Here is a 16,601-nt window from a genome sequence, read left to right as displayed (position 1 = left end):
GCGTAGCCCGAGTGGGGGTCGCCAACACACGGATGGTCTTTTCTGTCAGGGGTTGGAGCGTGCCTTGCGCGCCTGGCTTTGGGCCAGACGATAGCTCTCTCCGTTCATCTCGAGTATGGAGACGTGGTGGGTAAGCCGGTCGAGGAGCGCGCCTGTCAGGCGCTCGGAGCCGAACGTTTCGGTCCACTCGTCGAACGGCAAGTTGCTGGTGATCAGCGTCGAGCCGCGCTCGTAACGCTGCGAGATCAGCTCGAACAGCAGTTCCGCGCCGGTTTTCGAGAGCGGCACGAACCCCAGTTCATCGATGATGAGGAGCTTGTATCCGGCCATTTGCTTGTGGAGGCGCAGAAGGCGGCGTTCGTCGCGTGCCTCCATCATCGCGCTGACCAGCGCGGACGCGGTGGTGAAGCCGACCGTCAGGCCCTTCTGGCAGGCGGCAAGGCCGAGGCCGATCGCCACATGGGTCTTGCCGGTTCCCGAGGGACCAAGGGCTATGACGTTCTCGCGGCGGTTGATCCAGTCGCAGCGTGCCAGTTCCAGCACCTGCATCTTGTTGAGCTTGGGGATCGCGGCAAAGTCGAAGCTGTCGAGGCTCTTGGCGGCCGGGAACTTCGCAGCCTTGATCCGGCGCTCGACCATCCGGCGTTCCCGGTCGATCAGCTCCAGTTCGACAAGCCGGGCAAGGTAGCGGACGTGATCTGCGCCCTCGGCCGCGCATCGCCGGGCCAGCTTGTCATGCTCGCGCAGGAAGGTTGGTAGCTTGAGCGTCTTGAGGTGGCTGGCCAGTAACAGCTCGGGGGACGGACTGCTCATGCCGCATCCTTCGCATCGCCCGAGAGCAACTGCATGTAGGAGCGCGCCGATGTCGTCTCCACCCTGGCTCTGGGCAGATAGGGATAGATCGCCATGTCCAATCGGGGTGGTCGGCGCTCCACCCGGCACAGCAGGAGATGCTTCACGGCATCAAAGCCGATCGCCCCGATATCGAGAGCCTGCTTTACGGCCGCATGCAGATCGGCAAGCGTGAAGCTCTCCAGCAGACGCAGCACCTGCACATACTCGCGCCGACCATGCTTGCCCATACGAGCTTCCATGAGGCGGCGCAGCGTTGCAAACGCTTCGGGCAGGTGCCAGCCTTGCAGGGGCGCTGCCTGATCGAGCGCATTGATCTTCTGTTCGATCAGGGGAAGGTAATGGATGGGATCGAAGATCACGTCCTCGCGCTCGTAGCTGCGCACATGACGGGCAATGACCTCGCCCCGGCAGCCGATCACCACCTCGCCGACATAGCCCCGGATCCATACCTCCTGATGGCCGAAGCGCACCGGCACCGAGTAATCATTGGTCCGGTAACGCACCAGCGCCTGCGACGAGACCTGGCCGCTGGTCTGGTCACAAGCCTCGAACGGGGCAGCCGGCAGTTCCTGCATCGCCGCCAGATCGCGCTTCAGCCTCTCGCCGATCGTCTCGCTCTCGCCCCGCAGCCGGTCGTTCTGACGCTTGCGGCATTGCTCCTCGAGCCACAGGTTGAACGCCTCCCACGTCGCGAACCGGGGGATCGGCACCATGAAGTTGCGGCGAGCATAACCGACCAGCCCTTCAACACTGCCTTTGTCGTTCCCCCTGCCGGGACGGCCGTAACGATCGCGGATCAGGTAATGCGACAGGAAGCCGCTGAACAGCCGGGCGCGCTGCCTCGTGCCGTCGGGCAGGATCTTCGAGACCAGGCAGCGGTCGTTATCGTAGACGATCGACAGCGGCACCGCGCCGAAAAACGCGAAGGCGTGCACGTGGCCGTCCATCCATGCCTCGGCAACGGCAGCGGGATAGGCGCGCACGTAGCAGGCGTCGCTGTGCGGTAGATCGAGCACGAAGAAATGCGCCTTCTGCACAACACCGCCGATCTCGACCATGGCCTCACCAAAATCTGCCTGGGCATGGCCGGGCGCATGCGCCAGCGGCACGAACATCTCCCGGCTGCGCTGCTCGCGCTGTCGGATGTAATCCTTGATGATCGTGTAGCCGCCGGTGAAACCGTGCTCTTCGCGAAGGCGGTCAAATACCCGCTTCGCCGTATGACGCTGCTTGCGCGGAACCTGACGGTCACCATCAAGCCATGCATCGATGATCGGAACGAACGCTTCCAGCTTGGGCCGCCGCACCGCCGCCGTCCGGCGGTAACCGGGGGGCTCCGAATACGACAGCATCTTGCGGACCGTGTCGCGCGATACGTTGAAATGCTTCGCCGCCTCACGCTGGCTCATGCCGCCCGCGCAAGCAAGACGCACCTTCAGGTAAAGATCCACGGTATATATCTCCACGCCCTCCCTGCTCGCGCAAAGAAGGCAAAGTGGACGACTTTTACGCCGCCCGCAGCAGCACTTCGCCGCCGCCACCGTGGTCTAATTTTGCACCGCCGTTCTCACCATAGCTTATCGAAACGACGGCGTTAGGCTGATCCGGGAAAGCGGCGTGATAGCTCCCGGCAAACTCCTCACCCCAATCGATCTGAACATGATCTTCCGGTGCGAGAGGGCTGCTGGTTGGCGTGGTCCGCACCAGGACCAACTTTTCCTCGAACAAGAGTTCGGCGATGATCCCCGGACGGCTCGGCGCGGCATAGAGCACCGCCATATCGAGTGAGCCATCCTGGACCTGCTCCATCAGGCGTTCGGATGTGTCGATATGGGTGCTTACCGCGATTTCCGGACATTCCCGACGCATCCAGAGCAGCCAGTGCCGCAGCAAGGGACTCCACAGACTGAGCTCGGCGCCGACCGTTACCACGGTCTCCCGTCCCGGCGGGAGCGCGACGGCGCGGCGCGCCCGATCCCAGACCTGCACCATGGTGGTTGCAAAGCGCAGAAACTGCTCGCCCGCCGGTGTCAGCTTCGCACCTGCCTTGTTGCGGATGAATACTGGCCGATCGAGCAGGTCCTCAAGCACCCGGATGCGGGCACTGACTGCGGTCTGCGTGAGGTGAAGGTTCGACGCAGCGTTCACAAAACTGCCGGTTTTGACGACTTCCAAGAATGTGCGCGCAACATTGATATCCATAAGCCATCATCCTTGCGCTTAATGCGCAATAATATTCATTTGCTTGCTTCATGGTAGCGGGCCGATGATGGGATCACAAGGCAAGACCCGTGTGATCGACCCTGGACAGGCACCAACAACCATAAGGCGTCCAACGGTTTGGGCGAACTTTCAGATGAAACCTTTAGGCCGCTTCACGCCCGAACCGCCGCCGCCGCGGGCCGAAATCTGGAAAGTCAGCTTAGCGCTGGCGTTGCTGGTTTTAGGGATAGGCATAGCACTTTTCAGTTTTTACGACGCTGGTGCGATCAGTGACGATGTCTTCGTTGCCGTGGTGGTCTTCGTGGTCGCGGTTTGTATCGGTGTGATCCTCTCTCTCGATTGGGAACAAACGGCACATCGCCGAGTGCGTCAGCCCTGGCAGGAAGTGCCCCCTCCGTTTGACTTCATTGCGCTGTGGTCATCTGAAGACCGACAGCCGTCGGGTGAAGATGCCCCTAATCTTCAGGAAACCTGCCGCCGCAAACCGCCTCCCTCGTCACGGACAAAGCTGCCGTGAAGGCTGACAACGATGATGACCGACAAGCGCGTGGACCAGAGCGCCCGCCCTCCATGTCCGGGCTCTATCTGATTTTCGCCGCAAGCATCGCCTTCGTCTCGATCCGCCTTTTTGTCGATTTGCTCCGCCAAAACGGCTTCGTCGCCGAAGGGGACGGCAACGGGATAGTGCTGTTCGCCATGCCGATAGCCCTCCTCGTGATCGTGGGGCTCGGACCGGGAACCCGGCGCTAATTTATATCCAATATCTTTGCTGATAAATAATAATAACATTCGTTTGTATGATACTTCGTCCATCTCCACATCAGATCTGCGATATGAAGGAGTTCCCATGGCCATTCAGCTCGGGCAGATCGCCCCCGATTTCGAGCAGGACAGCACGCACGGTCGCATCAGCTTCCACGATTGGCTCGGCGAAAGCTGGGGTGTCCTGTTCAGCCATCCCAAGAATTTTACGCCGGTCTGCACGACGGAACTGGGCGAGGTTGCCAAGCTCCGGTCCGAATGGGACAAACGCAACGTCAAACCCATTGGCCTCTCGGTGGATCCGGTCGAAGCCCATCACAAATGGGAGCTCGACATTCACGAAACCCAAGGGACGAAACTCGACTTCCCGATGATCGCGGATGCCAACACCAAGGTGTCGGCGCTCTACGACATGATCCACCCCGAGAGCGACCCGACGGTCACTGTCCGTTCCGTCTTCGTCATCGATCCGTCACGCAAGGTGCGGCTGATCCTGACCTACCCGCCTTCGACCGGTCGGAATTTTGCCGAGATTCTCCGTGCCATCGACAGCCTTCAACTTACAGATGCCCGTAGCATCGCAACGCCCGTCAACTGGGAACCTGGCGAGCCGGTCGTCATATCGCCGAAGCTGTCGGACGAGGAGGCATCCCGGCAGTTCCCACAAGGCTACAAGACACTGAAGCCCTACCTTCGGGTCGTCGATCTGCAGGCTCCCGGGCAATGAGGCAATTGGAGGAGAGTGGAAAAAGACAGACCGCCGCCGACGGAGCAGACGACGGCGGCCTCTCCGACCTGTTGGCCCGCAACCGCGTATGGGCTGACGCCAAAACCCTGATCGATCCCGGATTCTTTAAACGGCTCGTAGGCCAGCAGCGGCCACGCTACTTCTGGATCGGCTGTTCGGACAGCCGGGTGCCGGCCACCGAAATCGTCGATCTCGATCCCGGCGAGATGTTTGTTCATCGCAACGTCGCCAATCTCGCCACGCCGAGCGATCCTAACTTCGCCGCCGCCTTGGAGTTCGCGGTCGATGTTTTGAAGGTCGAGCACATCATCATCGTGGGCCATTACGGGTGCGGCGGGATTCAAGCGGCAATGGCACCGGACAGGGACGACGCGATCGGGCTTTGGCTCGCACCGGTGCGTGAGCTCTATCAAACAGTCTGCTGCACCCCGGATACCAATGCAGACCGTTTGTGCGAACATAATATCCGCGCCCAGGTGAAAGCACTCGCAGCCAACCCATTGGTTCTTCGGGCCTGGGCGCGGCACGCTGCGCTAACGCTTCACGGTTGGGTCTACGCCATTGGAGACGGCCTTCTCCAACCGGTCTGCTCACCCGTCAGCCGCCACCCCGATGAGGCAGTTCCCAAACTCCGGATTGCAGGCGCGTCATGATCGCCGTGCGCGCCCTGTGCCGCGTGAGGGCGATTGGCCATGACGACAGCCTCGTCGACGCCATCTCCGCCTGCAAGGGCGCGAGTGAACCCGATCGCGACATTGATGCACGGATTGCGCTGGCCGTATTTCCGGCACTGCGCAGCTTGACCGTTATTGCTCCGGGAGTCTGGCTGCAGGACGACGGCAACCACGTTCGGGCACTGCTCTACACGGCGACTTGCCGCGCTGCCGCTATGTTGGTGCCATCCGGCTATTGGATCGAAGCCGGCCCCCAGGGAACCACCGTGGTGGGCGAGCTTGGCCAATGGACAGCCCATCACCCGGTTGAGGCAATCGCCCTGTGCATGGCGGCGCTCGATGCGCGAAGGGCGGAGCTGTCCTATGCACATTGACCGTTCTCACCAAAGACCATTGCAGCGCCCTGTGCGGCTGCATCAGCAATGGTCCCGCAGCGCTCATCATCAGGGCCTTCCTACCGACTTATCTGCGCCGGATGGTGCCGCATCATCACGCCTCGGCCGAAACGATTTCCGGCGCTATTTCTGCTCAAGGAGACAAGCGATGGCTGATCAAAGCCGCAATGCTGTAATAGCTCAATCCGACCTTGAGAGGCTCGTCTTCGAATTGCCTCCCCTGCCCTATGGGACCAAGGATCTCGAGCCCGTCCTCTCGGCGGAAACACTGGAGATCCACCACGGCAAACATCACGCACGCTACGTGGGAACGCTCAATCGGCTGCTGGCCGAGCAGAATTTCTCGGCCCACACGCTCGAGGAAATCATCCGTATCGCGCACGGCAGCGGCGCGAAGGGCGTTTTCAACAATGCAGCCCAGGCATGGAACCATAGCTTCTTTTGGGAGAGCATGGCGCCGAAAACGGTTAAACCTGCCGGGCTGCTCGCCAGCGCCATTTCGTCCGAATTCGGGAGTCTCGAAACGCTCAGACAGCGTTTTTCCGCTGAAGGAACGGGCCATTTCGGATCGGGTTGGGTCTGGCTCATCGCGAAGCGCGACAAGCTCGAGGTGATCTCTACCCACGACGCGGGTAGCCCAATCCTTGAGGAAGGGGTGACGCCGCTGCTTGCTTGCGATGTGTGGGAGCATGCCTACTACATCGATTACCGCCAGGATCGCGCGGGCTGGATCACGTCCTGGTGGAACAGGCTCGCAAATTGGAGCTTCGCCGAAACGCAGTTTGACGCGGCGATCGGCCAGGGCAAGCCGTGGCGCTATCCACCATCACAGACCGCCCGTTGAATAAGGAGGAGAAGTAAATGCTCGTTGACGTTTGGGCTGGCGATAGCAGTTCCCCAGCAGCCCGGGGCAGTTTTCACTTCGCGCGGTCACCCCAGGCAGGCGAAGAGATCGAGATCGACGGAACGGTCGTCGTCGTGACGCGGGCCTGGCATCGGCCCAGCATCTATTACAAGGGTGCCAAGTTCGCGATTCTCGTCGAGGAACCTGTCGCTGACGCCCAAGTGCGTCCAGAAGTCCGAGATCACGCCGACATGGCGGTTTGAGTAGACGCGGAGAAGGGCGATGTCGCCCTTCTCCGCGCTCAGTCAGGCGGCGAGCAATTCGTCCGCCGGACCGAAGAATTCGTAATGAATGCGGTCGGATGGGACGCCAGCCAGCGACAAGGTCGAGACGGCGTGCCGCAGAAACGGGCGTGGTCCGCAGATATAGTAATCGGCCTCACCTACAGGCGTGTTGGCGACCAGCCATTCATCGGTAATGATGCCGGCGACGTCATAATCCCGTCCTGCGACTTCATCTTCGAGCGGGGTCTGATGAAAATCGGTGACGGTGATTGACTTGCCCCGCCCAGCGACAGCGCGAACATGATCACGCATTGCGTGGGTATCGCGGTCATGAGTTCCGTGGACATAGTGCACGGGGACTCCCGCCTCGCCCTCAGCAAGCGTTTCGAGCATCGCCACCATCGGGGTCAGCCCCACGCCGCCCGACAGGAGGATCACCGGGCGTTCGACATGCGCTGCCAGGAAGAATTCGCCTGCAGGCGCGGCAACTTTGAGCACCGTGCCCGGCTTGGCTTCATCATGAAGCCAGCCTGACGCAAGACCAAGCGGCTCACGCTTGACCGAAATGCGATAGGTTTCGCCGTTGGGGGCTGCTGAAATCGAATAGTTGCGCTTGACTGGCGGATGTCCCGGAATTTCAAGCCAGAAGGTCAGATATTGCCCGGGCTTGTGCCGCATGACGGCCCCGCCATCAACGGGGCGCAGAACGAAGGAATTGATGACGCTGCTCTCACGCACGACGTCCTCGACGCGAAAATCGCGCCAGCCATTCCATCCGCCGGTCGCGTCCTTCTGTTCTGAGTAGACTCGCTGCTCGCGGGCGATCAGGATGTTGGCCAGGAACCAGTAGGCTTCGCCCCAGGCAGCGAGAATTTCATCGGTGGCCGCATCCCCCAGCACCGCCTTGATCGCCCCCAGGAGCGCCTCGGCAACGTGCGGATAATGTTCGGGCAGAATTTGCAGGCCAACATGCTTCTGCGCGATCCGCTCGACCGCCGGGGCAAGCGCACCGAGATTTTCGATGTTGCTCGCATAGGCGAGAATGGCGCCGGTCAGTGCCCGCGGCTGCGAACCGGCATCACCATGGTGCGATTGGTTGAAAAGGTCGCGAATGTTCGGGTTCTGGAACATCCGGGAATACATCTCGTTCACGATGTCGAGGCCATGCGCTTCGAGCGCGGGGACGGTCGCCTTGACGAGCGCAATGGTCTGATCGCTGAGGGGCTGCGTCATCAACTTCTCCTTTTTGAATGCGTTGAAAATCCCGGAATGTCAGAGCTTGGGAATGTGATCGTAAAAATCCACCTGCATCTTCATCGGCCCTGTCGGCGTTACGAAATGCGGTTGCTGAGGGAGAATCAAGCCAGGCTGGTCAGGCGTCAGGACGATCTCCGAAGGTGGCTCGAGGTAGGTTAGCCGGAGTTCGCCCTCGAAAACCCGGATCACGCCCCAAACACCAGCCTTCGTGTCATGTCGCGCGCGCAAGGCAGCCGGCAGAGTGTCCTGGTTGAACACCGGCGTGGAACGGTAAGGCAAGATTTCAGCCATGGGTTTGCCCTGGTCGCTCGATGGCATCCTTACGTTCCGCGTTGGCGACCGATGCAGCACTCCGTTCCTCCAGTTGGAAGAACATCGCCAGTTGCAGGCTCTCGGCGATGCGCCGCGCCTTCGCTTGTAGCGCCGCTGCCGCTTCGGGCGTCATCCTGTCATTGGTCGTTTGAACCCAGAGTGCGAACCACCGCTCGAACAGCGCGGGCGTTATCCTGGCCTTATGCTTCAAATGGGCCGGCACCGGTTGCCCCTTGTATCGGCCACTGGTGAGCATGACGGAGGACCAGAACGCAGTCAGCTTCCCAAGATGCTCCGGCCAGTCATCGATCGCATCGTTGAAAATCGGCCCAAGCGCGGGGTCGGCGCGGACCCGCGCGTAAAATTCCTCCACCAAAGGAGTCAGCTCTTCTTCTCTGATTTTCGAGACACCGTCCACGACTCGCGCTCCAATCATGTATATATAATACATCTATCATGATTGCGCATAAACGCAAGGCTAGCGCATATTTCCAGGTCGTCGGTCGCGGCGATGTACACAGCCTGAGAAACTGCTCAGCCCCGCTAGTTTAGCCTTGAATCCGAAACACGAAGGCATAGCATCAGCCAGCGACCCGAAGGAGTCTCGGTAAGACGTAGACACCTTTCCTTGCCCGCCCGTCAAAAGACGGGCGGGTTTTCTTTTCCGATTCCGTCGGACATTCGCTGGAACGCTAATCCGCGTGATCTGGCGCACTCGGAATTTTCAAACACCGTCACAAATACCTAATTATGCGCAGCTCAAGATCTAATCACCCGATTTTCGCGATCAAGCGGCCGGCGGCACCCTGCTCTGCCGCCAGATTGCGATTATAGGCGAGCGGCATCCGGGGACTCTTCCAGCGTAGCGCATCCATGATCCCCGCCAGATCCTCGCCGCTCGCAAACAGATCCTGGTTCAAGCCCACCCGCGTCGAATGCGCGCTCACGCCCTTGAGCAACTGCGCCAGATCATCGGCGGTGAGGTCGCTCAGCGCGCCCTTGTCGAAGGCGCGCCGGATCATTGCCCGCCAGATCGGCCCGATCGAACCCGGGTGCAACGCCCCCTCTCCCACATCATATTCGGTGCGCGCCGGCACCGCCGACTTCGGCAACGTCTTGCGCAGATCCCAGCTTTCGCGGCCAGAAATCGTCTCGATCCGCCGCCCCTTGACCGCAGCCCGCGCCTTGTAGCGGCGCACCTGCACCCGGCGAAACAGGGGGGCACCTCAAGGTTCGTTCGCCAGACAACGCTAAGCCGGAGATGTCTCTGAAACTCTGCAATAACCTTTTTGCATGCCTGCCCCATTGCGCGGGTCTAGCCTGACCGATTGGGGGGTCATTCCGACTCAGGCGGGGTACAACATGGCGCGGCGCAATTTACTGACGCGGGAAGAGCGCGAGCGGCTATTCCTACCAAGAACCGACCACTTCTCGATCATCAGGAACTACACGCTGACGGTCGAAGACCTGGATATCATCGGAAAGCGACGAGGCCCCGTTAATCGGCTCGGTATTGCTGCTCACCTTGCCTTACTGCGGCATCCTGGGTTTGGGCTGCGCACGAACTCGGACATCCCCGATGCTATACTCAACTACCTGTCTGCGCAGCTTGGCGTCGCTCCGGGCACATACGGTGCCTATGGCCAACGTCCGCAAACGCGAACCGACCACAGCTCAATTGCCGCTGATTACCTCGGTCTTAGGCCGTTCACACGCGCGGATGTTGCCCACGCTATTGAACTTGCAGCCCGTGCAGCCATGCGCAGTGACCGCGGAGAAACAATTGCCAGATCCTTGATGGATAACCTGAAGGCGGAGCGCTTTATTCTGCCCCCGCCCGACACCCTCGAGCGGGCCGGGCTTGCCGGGAGAGCACGCGCTCGTAAGCGCGCAGCATCGGAAATCGTCGCCGAACTGGGCGGCAGTACATTGGAGTTGCTCGACGCACTCCTGATCAATGACCCAGCCCTTGGTATGACGCCGCTGGCTTGGTTGCGGGATATGCCCGGATCTCCGTCAACCAAGAACATGAATGCGCTTCTCAAGCGGCTGCGGTTCATACGTGATCTCGGGATTGAACCGGCAATCAGCCTAGCAACCACGGGCTTCCGCTTTGGCCAATTCGTGCGCGAGGGCAGCGTCGCTCCGCCGTTTCTGTTGGCCGACTATTCCCACAATCGCCGCAGAGCGACGCTGGCAGCCGCGGTCGTCAATCTCGAGGTCAAGCTTGCAGATGCCGCAATCCTGATGTTCGAGCGCCTCATTGGCGGGCTGTTCACCCGAGCCAAGCGTGGCCAGGAACGCCGCTATCAGGACACAGCACCTTCGGTCGGCAAGCTCATGCGACTGTTTGGTGCAACGATCGCGGCGCTGGATATGGCAGAGGAAACTGGCGGCGATCCGCTGGTCCTGGTCGATGAGATGGTGGGCTGGCATCGCCTGATGGCAGCCCGTCCGCACGTCGATGCCTTGGCGGATCTCGCTCAGGAGGACACTCTGGTTCTTGCAACCGAGCGATACGCTACACTGCGCCGGTTCTCCCGCAACTTCCTCGACACATTCACGTTCAAGGCCTCGGGCAGCGGGACCAACCTGCTCTCCGCTCTCGATCTCCTCAAGCAGGCCAACGGCAGTTGGGGTACGCAGTTGCCAGCAAACCCGCCGATGCCCTTTTCCAATCGGCATTGGTCCAAATTGATAATGGAGGGAGGAAAGGTCAGCCGTCCGCGCTACGAGACGGCCGTGCTGGCGACACTTCGAGATAAACTGCGAGCGGGCGATGTCTGGGTCGAAGGAACGCGGGCTTACCAGCGTTTCGACGCCTATCTGCTCCCCCGCAAGGCCGCACAATCGGCAATCTCCGAACTGCTGATCAACGTGAATTCCGGAGAATATCTGGCTCATAAGAGCGCCGAACTTGATCGGCGATTGCGTCACTTCGCGCATCAGCTGCGGACCGGCCGCTTGCCTGGCGTGACGCTCGTTCGCGAAAAGCTGAAAGTCGTTCCGCTGCAAGCGGCGACTCCACCAGAAGCGGAAGCTCTTGACCGCAAACTCGATGCCCTACTCCCGCGCGTCCGAATTACCGAACTCCTGCTCGAAGTCGCTGAACGTACCGGATTTCTCTCTGCATTTCGGGATGTCCGCTCGGGCAAGGAGCACGATAAGCCCGCTGCCGTGCTCGCCGCCATTCTGGCGGATGGTACGAATCTCGGCGTCGAACGCATGGCCAACGCCAGCCAGGGCGTCACATATGCGCAGCTCGCCTGGACCCAGAACTGGTATATCTCGCCCGATAACTACGAGGCTGCTCTGGCCCAGATTGTGCGCGAACATCACCGCCTCCCGTTCGCGCGAAACTGGGGCGAAGGTGTCAGTGCATCATCCGACGGCCAGTTCTTCCGCACCGGCCGAATCCGATCGGGCGCAGCCGAGATCAACGCAAAATACGGTCACGAGCCAGGTATCAAAATTTACTCGCACCTTTCCGACCATTTTGCCTCGTTCAGTTCGCGCATCATGTCTGCCACCGCAAACGAAGCCCCATACGTGCTCGACGGCCTGATGCTAGGGGCCCGCGAATTGCCACTGAAGGAGCTGTATACCGATACCGGCGGTGCGTCGGATCACGTCTTTGGCCTGTGCCACCTGCTCGGGTTCCGTTTCGTCCCTCGAATGCGTGATCTTGCAGACCGGCGGCTCGGAACCATCGTATCCGGTGCAAACTACAAAGGCATCGAATGTCTGTTCGGCCAGGCGATCAAGGTCGGCACCATTGAGGCAGAGTGGGATGATCTCGTCCGAATGGCCGCCTCAATTCGGGAAGGAACTGTTGCTCCGTCTATCATCCTGCGCAAGCTTTCCGCCTATCGCCGGCAGAACAAGCTTGACCTTGCCCTTCGCGAACTTGGCCGCATCGAGCGGACGTTGTTCACGCTCGACTGGCTGGAACAGCCTGATTTGCGCCGCGCCTGCCAAGCCGGATTGAACAAGGGAGAGGCCCGGCACGCTCTGGCAGACGCCGTCTACACCAACCGCCAGGGCCGGTTCACCGATCGAACTCTTGAGAACCAGCAATACCGCGCATCTGGGCTCAACTTGCTCATCGCCGCCATTGCATACTGGAATGCCCTCTATCTCGGCCGGGCCGCCGATCACCTGCGGTACTCGGGAATTGAGATCGACGAAACACTGCTAGCGCACGTCTCACCTCTGGGTTGGTCGCATATCGGCCTCACAGGTGACTACCTTTGGGAAGATGCATCTTTCAGCGGCAACCGCGGGTACCGAGCACTCCACGACCCGAACGGCAGACTTCGGCTCGTCGCCTAGGATGTTCTCAGTATTTCCAGCTTAGCGTTGTCTGGCGAACAAATCTTGAGGTGAGGCCTAGAACGGCTCGTATGTCCCCAGCAGGTGCCCGAGCTTTGCGGCTCTGAAGTCGAGCCCGACAGACGCACTTTTGGGCCTCACGCCCCTTTTTGCAGGTAGCGCGTTCAGCCCCGTTGAGGGCGTGTACGTTTTCGGCCGCCGCGTTTTGGGGCGCCCCCCTTCCAGGAGACCAGACGGAGGTGCCCGAACTCCAGTGGTAAGAGCCGCCGTATCGGGGCGATGTCGAGCACCTGCGCCGTTGGAACTGCTGCGGCAATATTTCGGCCTTGACCTTGGACCATGGTCCTGCCCGTAAGAGGCCTCCCCAATAGCGGTGCCTTTGCGGCGCGGCACTCCAGATCGATCCGAGGAGTATGGGGAACAAGCGCGTCGTTCACATCGTCGATGACGAAGAGACAATCCGAAAGGCACTGCGATTCACGTTGCGTACCGCCGGCTTCGCCGTCGAGGCCTACGCTTCGGGGCCGGAGTTTCTGTCGGCCGCGGGTGACGCGAAGAAAGGCTGCGTGATCCTCGACATGCACATGCCGGACATGAACGGCCTTCAGGTCCAGGTGGAGCTGACGCGACGCGGGATTGATATGCCTGTCGTCATGCTCACCGGCAATGGCGATCCCACGCTCGCCGTGCAGGCAATGCAGGCGGGCGCTGCCGACTTTCTCGCCAAACCGGTCGAAAAGGCCGCATTGCTTGGCGCGATCGACCGCGCCTTCAGCTCGCTGGAGAATATAACCGGGCGTGCCGCAGAACAGGCCGACGCGCTGTCGAAAGCCGCGAGACTGACGCAGCGCGAACGGGCCGTTCTTAGAGGGATTGCGCGAGGCTATCCCAATAGCTTTATCGCAGATGAACTCGGTACCACGCCGCGCACGGTCGAGCTGGATCGAGCCAGCCTGATGGTCAAACTGGGAGCCCAAAGTTTGCCCGACTTGCTACGGATCGCGTTTGCTGTGGACCTGAACGGATCGCCTGAGGACGATCGCCATTAGGCTTCACCATCCTGCGACATCGGACGTTATGCGGATCGGCCCGTGGCGAGTTCGGCAATGATCGGACAATCCGGCCGCGCGTCGCCGTGGCAGCGTTCGGCGAGATCGACCAGCGTGTCGCGCAGCGCCGTCAGCGCTGCCGCCTTGCGCTCGAATTCCTCGGCACGGGCCAGCGCAAGCCGCTTCACCTCGCCACTCGCGCGACCCGTATCCGCCCAAAGGCCGAGCAGAGTGCGGATCTCCTCGATCGGAAACCCCAGATCGCGCGCATTGGCGATGAACCGCAGGCGATGAAGATCGCGCTCGTCATAGTCGCGATAGCCCGCACCCCGGCGCGGCGGCGCCGGGATGAGGCCTATCTTCTCATAATGGCGGATCATCCGCTCCGAGACGCCGCTCCGCCGAGACGTCTCGCCGATGTTCACAGCGCCTTCCGGTTGAGTCGCAGCGCGTTGGTGACCACGCTGACCGAGGAGAGCGCCATGGCGGCGGCCGCGATGATCGGCGAGAGCAGGATGCCGAACAGCGGATAGAGCGCGCCCGCCGCCACCGGCACGCCCGCGACATTGTAGATGAAGGCGAAGACGAGGTTCTGGCGGATGTTCGACATGGTCGCCTGGCTGAGCTTACGCGCCCGGACGATGCCGGTGAGGTCGCCCTTGAGCAGGGTCACGCCCGCGCTCTCGATGGCGACGTCGGTGCCCGAGCCCATGGCGATGCCGACATCGGCGGCGGCCAGCGCGGGGGCGTCGTTGACACCGTCGCCGGCCATGGCGACCACCCGCCCCTCGCGCTTGAACTTGGCGACCACGGCGCTTTTCTGATCGGGCAGCACCTCGGCTTCGACCTCGTCGATGCCCAGGCGCCGGGCGACCGCTTCCGCTGTCGTGCGGTTGTCGCCGGTCAGCATGACCACGCGAATACCCTCCGCCTTGAGCGCGGCGAGCGCTTCTGGCGTCGTGGCCTTCACCGGATCGGCGATGGCGAAGGCACCGCCGACGGTGCCGTCGATTCCGATGAAGATTGCGGTGGCGCCATCGCGTCGCAGTGCGTCGGCCTGGCCGGCGAGCGCCTCGGTGGCGACGCCCTCGTCGGCGAGGAACCGCGCATTGCCGAGGACGATGCGCCGCCCTTCGACCGTACCGAGCGCGCCGCGCCCGGTCGGCGAGTCGAAGTCGGTGACGTCGCTCGTGGCGATGGCGCGATCCTTCGCAGCCTCGACGATCGCCAGCGCGAGCGGATGTTCGGAAGCCCGTTCGACCGAGGCGGCAAGCCGCAGCAACTCGGCTTCGTCGAAGCCGGGCGCCGGCACGACCTGGGTGACGGCAGGGCGGCCTTCGGTCAGCGTGCCTGTCTTGTCGACGACGAGCGTGTCGACCTTCTCCATATGCTCGAGCGCTTCGGCATTCTTGATAAGGACGCCGAGTCCGGCGCCGCGGCCGACGCCCACCATGATCGACATCGGCGTGGCGAGACCCAGTGCACAGGGACAGGCGATGATCAGCACGGCGACCGCCGCCACCAGCCCATAGGCGAAGCGCGGCTCGGGGCCCCAGATACCCCAGGCGATAAACGCGACCACCGCAACCGCGATGACCACGGGCACGAACCAGCCCGACACCTGATCGGCCATGCGCTGGATCGGCGCGCGCGAGCGCTGCGCCTCGGCGACCATCTGGACAATCCGCGCAAGCATGGTGTCGCGTCCGACCTTGTCGGCGACGATCACCAGCGCACCGGTCTGGTTGAGCGTGCCGCCGATCACCGTGTCGGCCTTGGCCTTGGTGACGGGCATGGATTCACCGGTGACCATCGACTCGTCGAGCGAGGAGCGGCCGTCCTCGACTACGCCGTCGACCGGCACCTTCTCGCCCGGCCGCACGCGCAGGCGGTCGCCGACCGCGACCAGATCGAGACTGATCTCCTCTTCGCTCCCGTCGGCGGCGATCCGGCGCGCGGTCTTGGGCGCGAGGTTGAGCAGCGCCTTGATCGCGCCCGAGGTCCGCTCACGCGCGCGCAGTTCGAGCACCTGGCCGAGCAGCACGAGAACGGTGATCACCGCGGCGGCCTCGAAATAGACGGCAACCATGCCGTCCTCGCCGCGGAAGGCAGGCGGGAACAGCTGAGGCGCGAGCGTCGCGACGACGCTGTAGATCCAGGCGACCCCCGTCCCCATCGCGATCAGGGTGAACATGTTGAGGTTGCGGGTCTTGAGCGAGGCCCAGCCACGCTCGAAGAACGGCCAGCCCGCCCAGAGCACGACAGGCGTCGCCAGCACGAACTGGATCCATACCGAGGTCGACATCGGCACGAGGCGATGGATCACAGGAAACAGGTGCGCCCCCATCTCGAGGATCAGCACCGGCAGGGCCAGCACCAGGCCAACCCAGAAACGCCGCGTGAAATCGACCAGCTCGTGGCTGGGACCGCTGTCGGCGGTCACGGTCGCGGGTTCGAGCGCCATGCCGCAGATCGGACAGGACCCGGGATGGTCCTGCCGGATCTCGGGATGCATAGGGCAGGTCCAGATCGTGCCCACGGGCGCTGCGAACGGCGGTGCCGGCGGGCCGAGATAGCGCTCGGGATCGGCGATGAACTTTGCCCGGCAGCCCGCGCTGCAGAAATGATAGCGTTCACCGCCATGATCGGCATGGTGCGCGGTGGTCGCCGGATCGACGGTCATGCCACAGACCGGGTCCTTGATGCCGGTCGCCGCTTTCGCGCCGCCGTGGCCGCCGCAGCAACCGCCGCCATGCGCCGCTCCATGTGTCTCGTTCATCGCCTTGCTCCTTTCGACGCCTGACGATCTAGGGTCTGACACCGTGTCAGGGTCAATACGTAATCGCCTAAGCGGCCAAATCGGCGT

The 16,601-nt window shown here is 62.0% G+C and carries 17 protein-coding genes and 2 pseudogenes; 10 read left to right on the top strand and 9 right to left on the bottom strand.

The genetic code is table 11. From position 1 onward, the window contains the following. Positions 1–45: 45 nt before the first annotated feature. From istB to LDB29_RS27885, 3 genes and pseudogenes are all read right to left on the bottom strand, one after another. Positions 46–813, bottom strand: coding sequence for an IS21-like element helper ATPase IstB (istB, locus tag LDB29_RS27895; RefSeq protein WP_054944222.1), 768 nt, complete (start codon positions 811–813; stop codon positions 46–48). Then, positions 810–2,264 carry an IS21 family transposase gene (gene istA / locus LDB29_RS27890; protein ID WP_218036328.1) on the bottom strand — a complete coding sequence of 485 codons (1,455 nt, stop codon included), beginning with the start codon at positions 2,262–2,264 and terminating at the stop codon, positions 810–812. Before istA ends, istB begins: the two co-directional genes overlap by 4 nt. A 160-nt stretch (positions 2,265–2,424) precedes the next feature. After that, a pseudogene (locus tag LDB29_RS27885) lies at positions 2,425–3,057 on the bottom strand (LysR family transcriptional regulator); the annotation flags it as partial. 91 nt (positions 3,058–3,148) lie between these two features. Between LDB29_RS27885 and LDB29_RS27880 the strand changes: the two are divergent. The 8 genes from LDB29_RS27880 to LDB29_RS27845 all read left to right on the top strand — a co-directional run bounded on the left by LDB29_RS27880 (position 3,149) and on the right by LDB29_RS27845 (position 6,764). Further along, positions 3,149–3,595: a hypothetical protein gene (locus LDB29_RS27880; protein ID WP_257558617.1), complete on the top strand. Its 447-nt coding sequence runs from the start codon at positions 3,149–3,151 to the stop codon at positions 3,593–3,595. Beyond that, on the top strand, positions 3,592–3,828 hold the full coding sequence (locus LDB29_RS27875; RefSeq protein ID WP_129926611.1) for a hypothetical protein: 237 nt from the start codon (positions 3,592–3,594) through the stop codon (positions 3,826–3,828). The genes LDB29_RS27880 and LDB29_RS27875 overlap by 4 nt, the downstream gene beginning before the upstream one ends. Before the next feature lie 97 nt (positions 3,829–3,925). Beyond that, complete coding sequence (locus tag LDB29_RS27870) at positions 3,926–4,567, top strand: peroxiredoxin (RefSeq protein ID WP_257558610.1); 642 nt, start codon at positions 3,926–3,928, stop codon at positions 4,565–4,567. Beyond that, complete coding sequence (locus tag LDB29_RS27865; RefSeq protein ID WP_207212391.1) at positions 4,564–5,241, top strand: carbonic anhydrase; 678 nt, start codon at positions 4,564–4,566, stop codon at positions 5,239–5,241. Before LDB29_RS27870 ends, LDB29_RS27865 begins: the two co-directional genes overlap by 4 nt. Then, positions 5,238–5,636, top strand: coding sequence for a hypothetical protein (locus LDB29_RS27860; RefSeq protein WP_020820534.1), 399 nt, complete (start codon positions 5,238–5,240; stop codon positions 5,634–5,636). Before LDB29_RS27865 ends, LDB29_RS27860 begins: the two co-directional genes overlap by 4 nt. Next, complete coding sequence (locus LDB29_RS27855; protein ID WP_021318857.1) at positions 5,633–5,833, top strand: hypothetical protein; 201 nt, start codon at positions 5,633–5,635, stop codon at positions 5,831–5,833. Before LDB29_RS27860 ends, LDB29_RS27855 begins: the two co-directional genes overlap by 4 nt. After that, positions 5,806–6,501, top strand: coding sequence for a superoxide dismutase (locus LDB29_RS27850; RefSeq protein WP_257558603.1), 696 nt, complete (start codon positions 5,806–5,808; stop codon positions 6,499–6,501). Before LDB29_RS27855 ends, LDB29_RS27850 begins: the two co-directional genes overlap by 28 nt. Before the next feature lie 17 nt (positions 6,502–6,518). Further along, positions 6,519–6,764, top strand: coding sequence for a hypothetical protein (locus LDB29_RS27845; protein ID WP_257558601.1), 246 nt, complete (start codon positions 6,519–6,521; stop codon positions 6,762–6,764). A gap of 42 nt (positions 6,765–6,806) precedes the next feature. On the opposite strand, the gene hmpA is transcribed toward LDB29_RS27845, so the two are convergent. From hmpA to LDB29_RS27825, 4 genes and pseudogenes are all read right to left on the bottom strand, one after another. Beyond that, the gene (gene hmpA, locus LDB29_RS27840) at positions 6,807–8,018 is read right to left on the bottom strand and encodes an NO-inducible flavohemoprotein (protein WP_004206960.1); all 1,212 of its coding nucleotides are present in this window, start codon (positions 8,016–8,018) and stop codon (positions 6,807–6,809) included. Between the two features lie 39 nt (positions 8,019–8,057). After that, on the bottom strand, positions 8,058–8,333 hold the full coding sequence (locus LDB29_RS27835) for a DUF1971 domain-containing protein (RefSeq protein WP_020820531.1): 276 nt from the start codon (positions 8,331–8,333) through the stop codon (positions 8,058–8,060). Beyond that, positions 8,326–8,805, bottom strand: a complete 480-nt coding sequence (locus LDB29_RS27830; protein ID WP_020820530.1) for a group III truncated hemoglobin — start codon at positions 8,803–8,805, stop codon at positions 8,326–8,328. The genes LDB29_RS27835 and LDB29_RS27830 overlap by 8 nt, the downstream gene beginning before the upstream one ends. Before the next feature lie 319 nt (positions 8,806–9,124). Further along, positions 9,125–9,574: pseudogene (locus tag LDB29_RS27825) on the bottom strand (integrase); the annotation flags it as partial. A gap of 142 nt (positions 9,575–9,716) precedes the next feature. Here LDB29_RS27825 and LDB29_RS27820 point away from each other — a divergent pair. Further along, a complete protein-coding gene (locus tag LDB29_RS27820) occupies positions 9,717–12,686 on the top strand; it encodes a Tn3 family transposase (RefSeq protein ID WP_257558589.1) in 2,970 nt (989 codons plus the stop codon). A 413-nt stretch (positions 12,687–13,099) separates the two neighbouring features. Beyond that, positions 13,100–13,735 (top strand): response regulator transcription factor, encoded by a 636-nt coding sequence (locus LDB29_RS27815; protein ID WP_020820527.1) that lies wholly within the window; start codon positions 13,100–13,102, stop codon positions 13,733–13,735. Between the two features lie 26 nt (positions 13,736–13,761). Here LDB29_RS27815 and cueR read toward each other — a convergent pair whose 3' ends face one another. Next, complete coding sequence (gene cueR, locus LDB29_RS27810; RefSeq protein ID WP_020820526.1) at positions 13,762–14,160, bottom strand: Cu(I)-responsive transcriptional regulator; 399 nt, start codon at positions 14,158–14,160, stop codon at positions 13,762–13,764. Continuing rightward, positions 14,157–16,514: a heavy metal translocating P-type ATPase gene (locus tag LDB29_RS27805; RefSeq protein WP_020820525.1), complete on the bottom strand. Its 2,358-nt coding sequence runs from the start codon at positions 16,512–16,514 to the stop codon at positions 14,157–14,159. The genes cueR and LDB29_RS27805 overlap by 4 nt, the downstream gene beginning before the upstream one ends. Positions 16,515–16,601: the final 87 nt, after the last annotated feature.

Source organism: Sphingobium sp. CFD-2, assembly GCF_024611135.1.
Classification (GTDB): domain Bacteria; phylum Pseudomonadota; class Alphaproteobacteria; order Sphingomonadales; family Sphingomonadaceae; genus Sphingobium; species Sphingobium fuliginis.
Note: the sequence above shows the minus strand (reverse complement) of the source record. Positions and strands in the feature narration are given on the sequence as shown.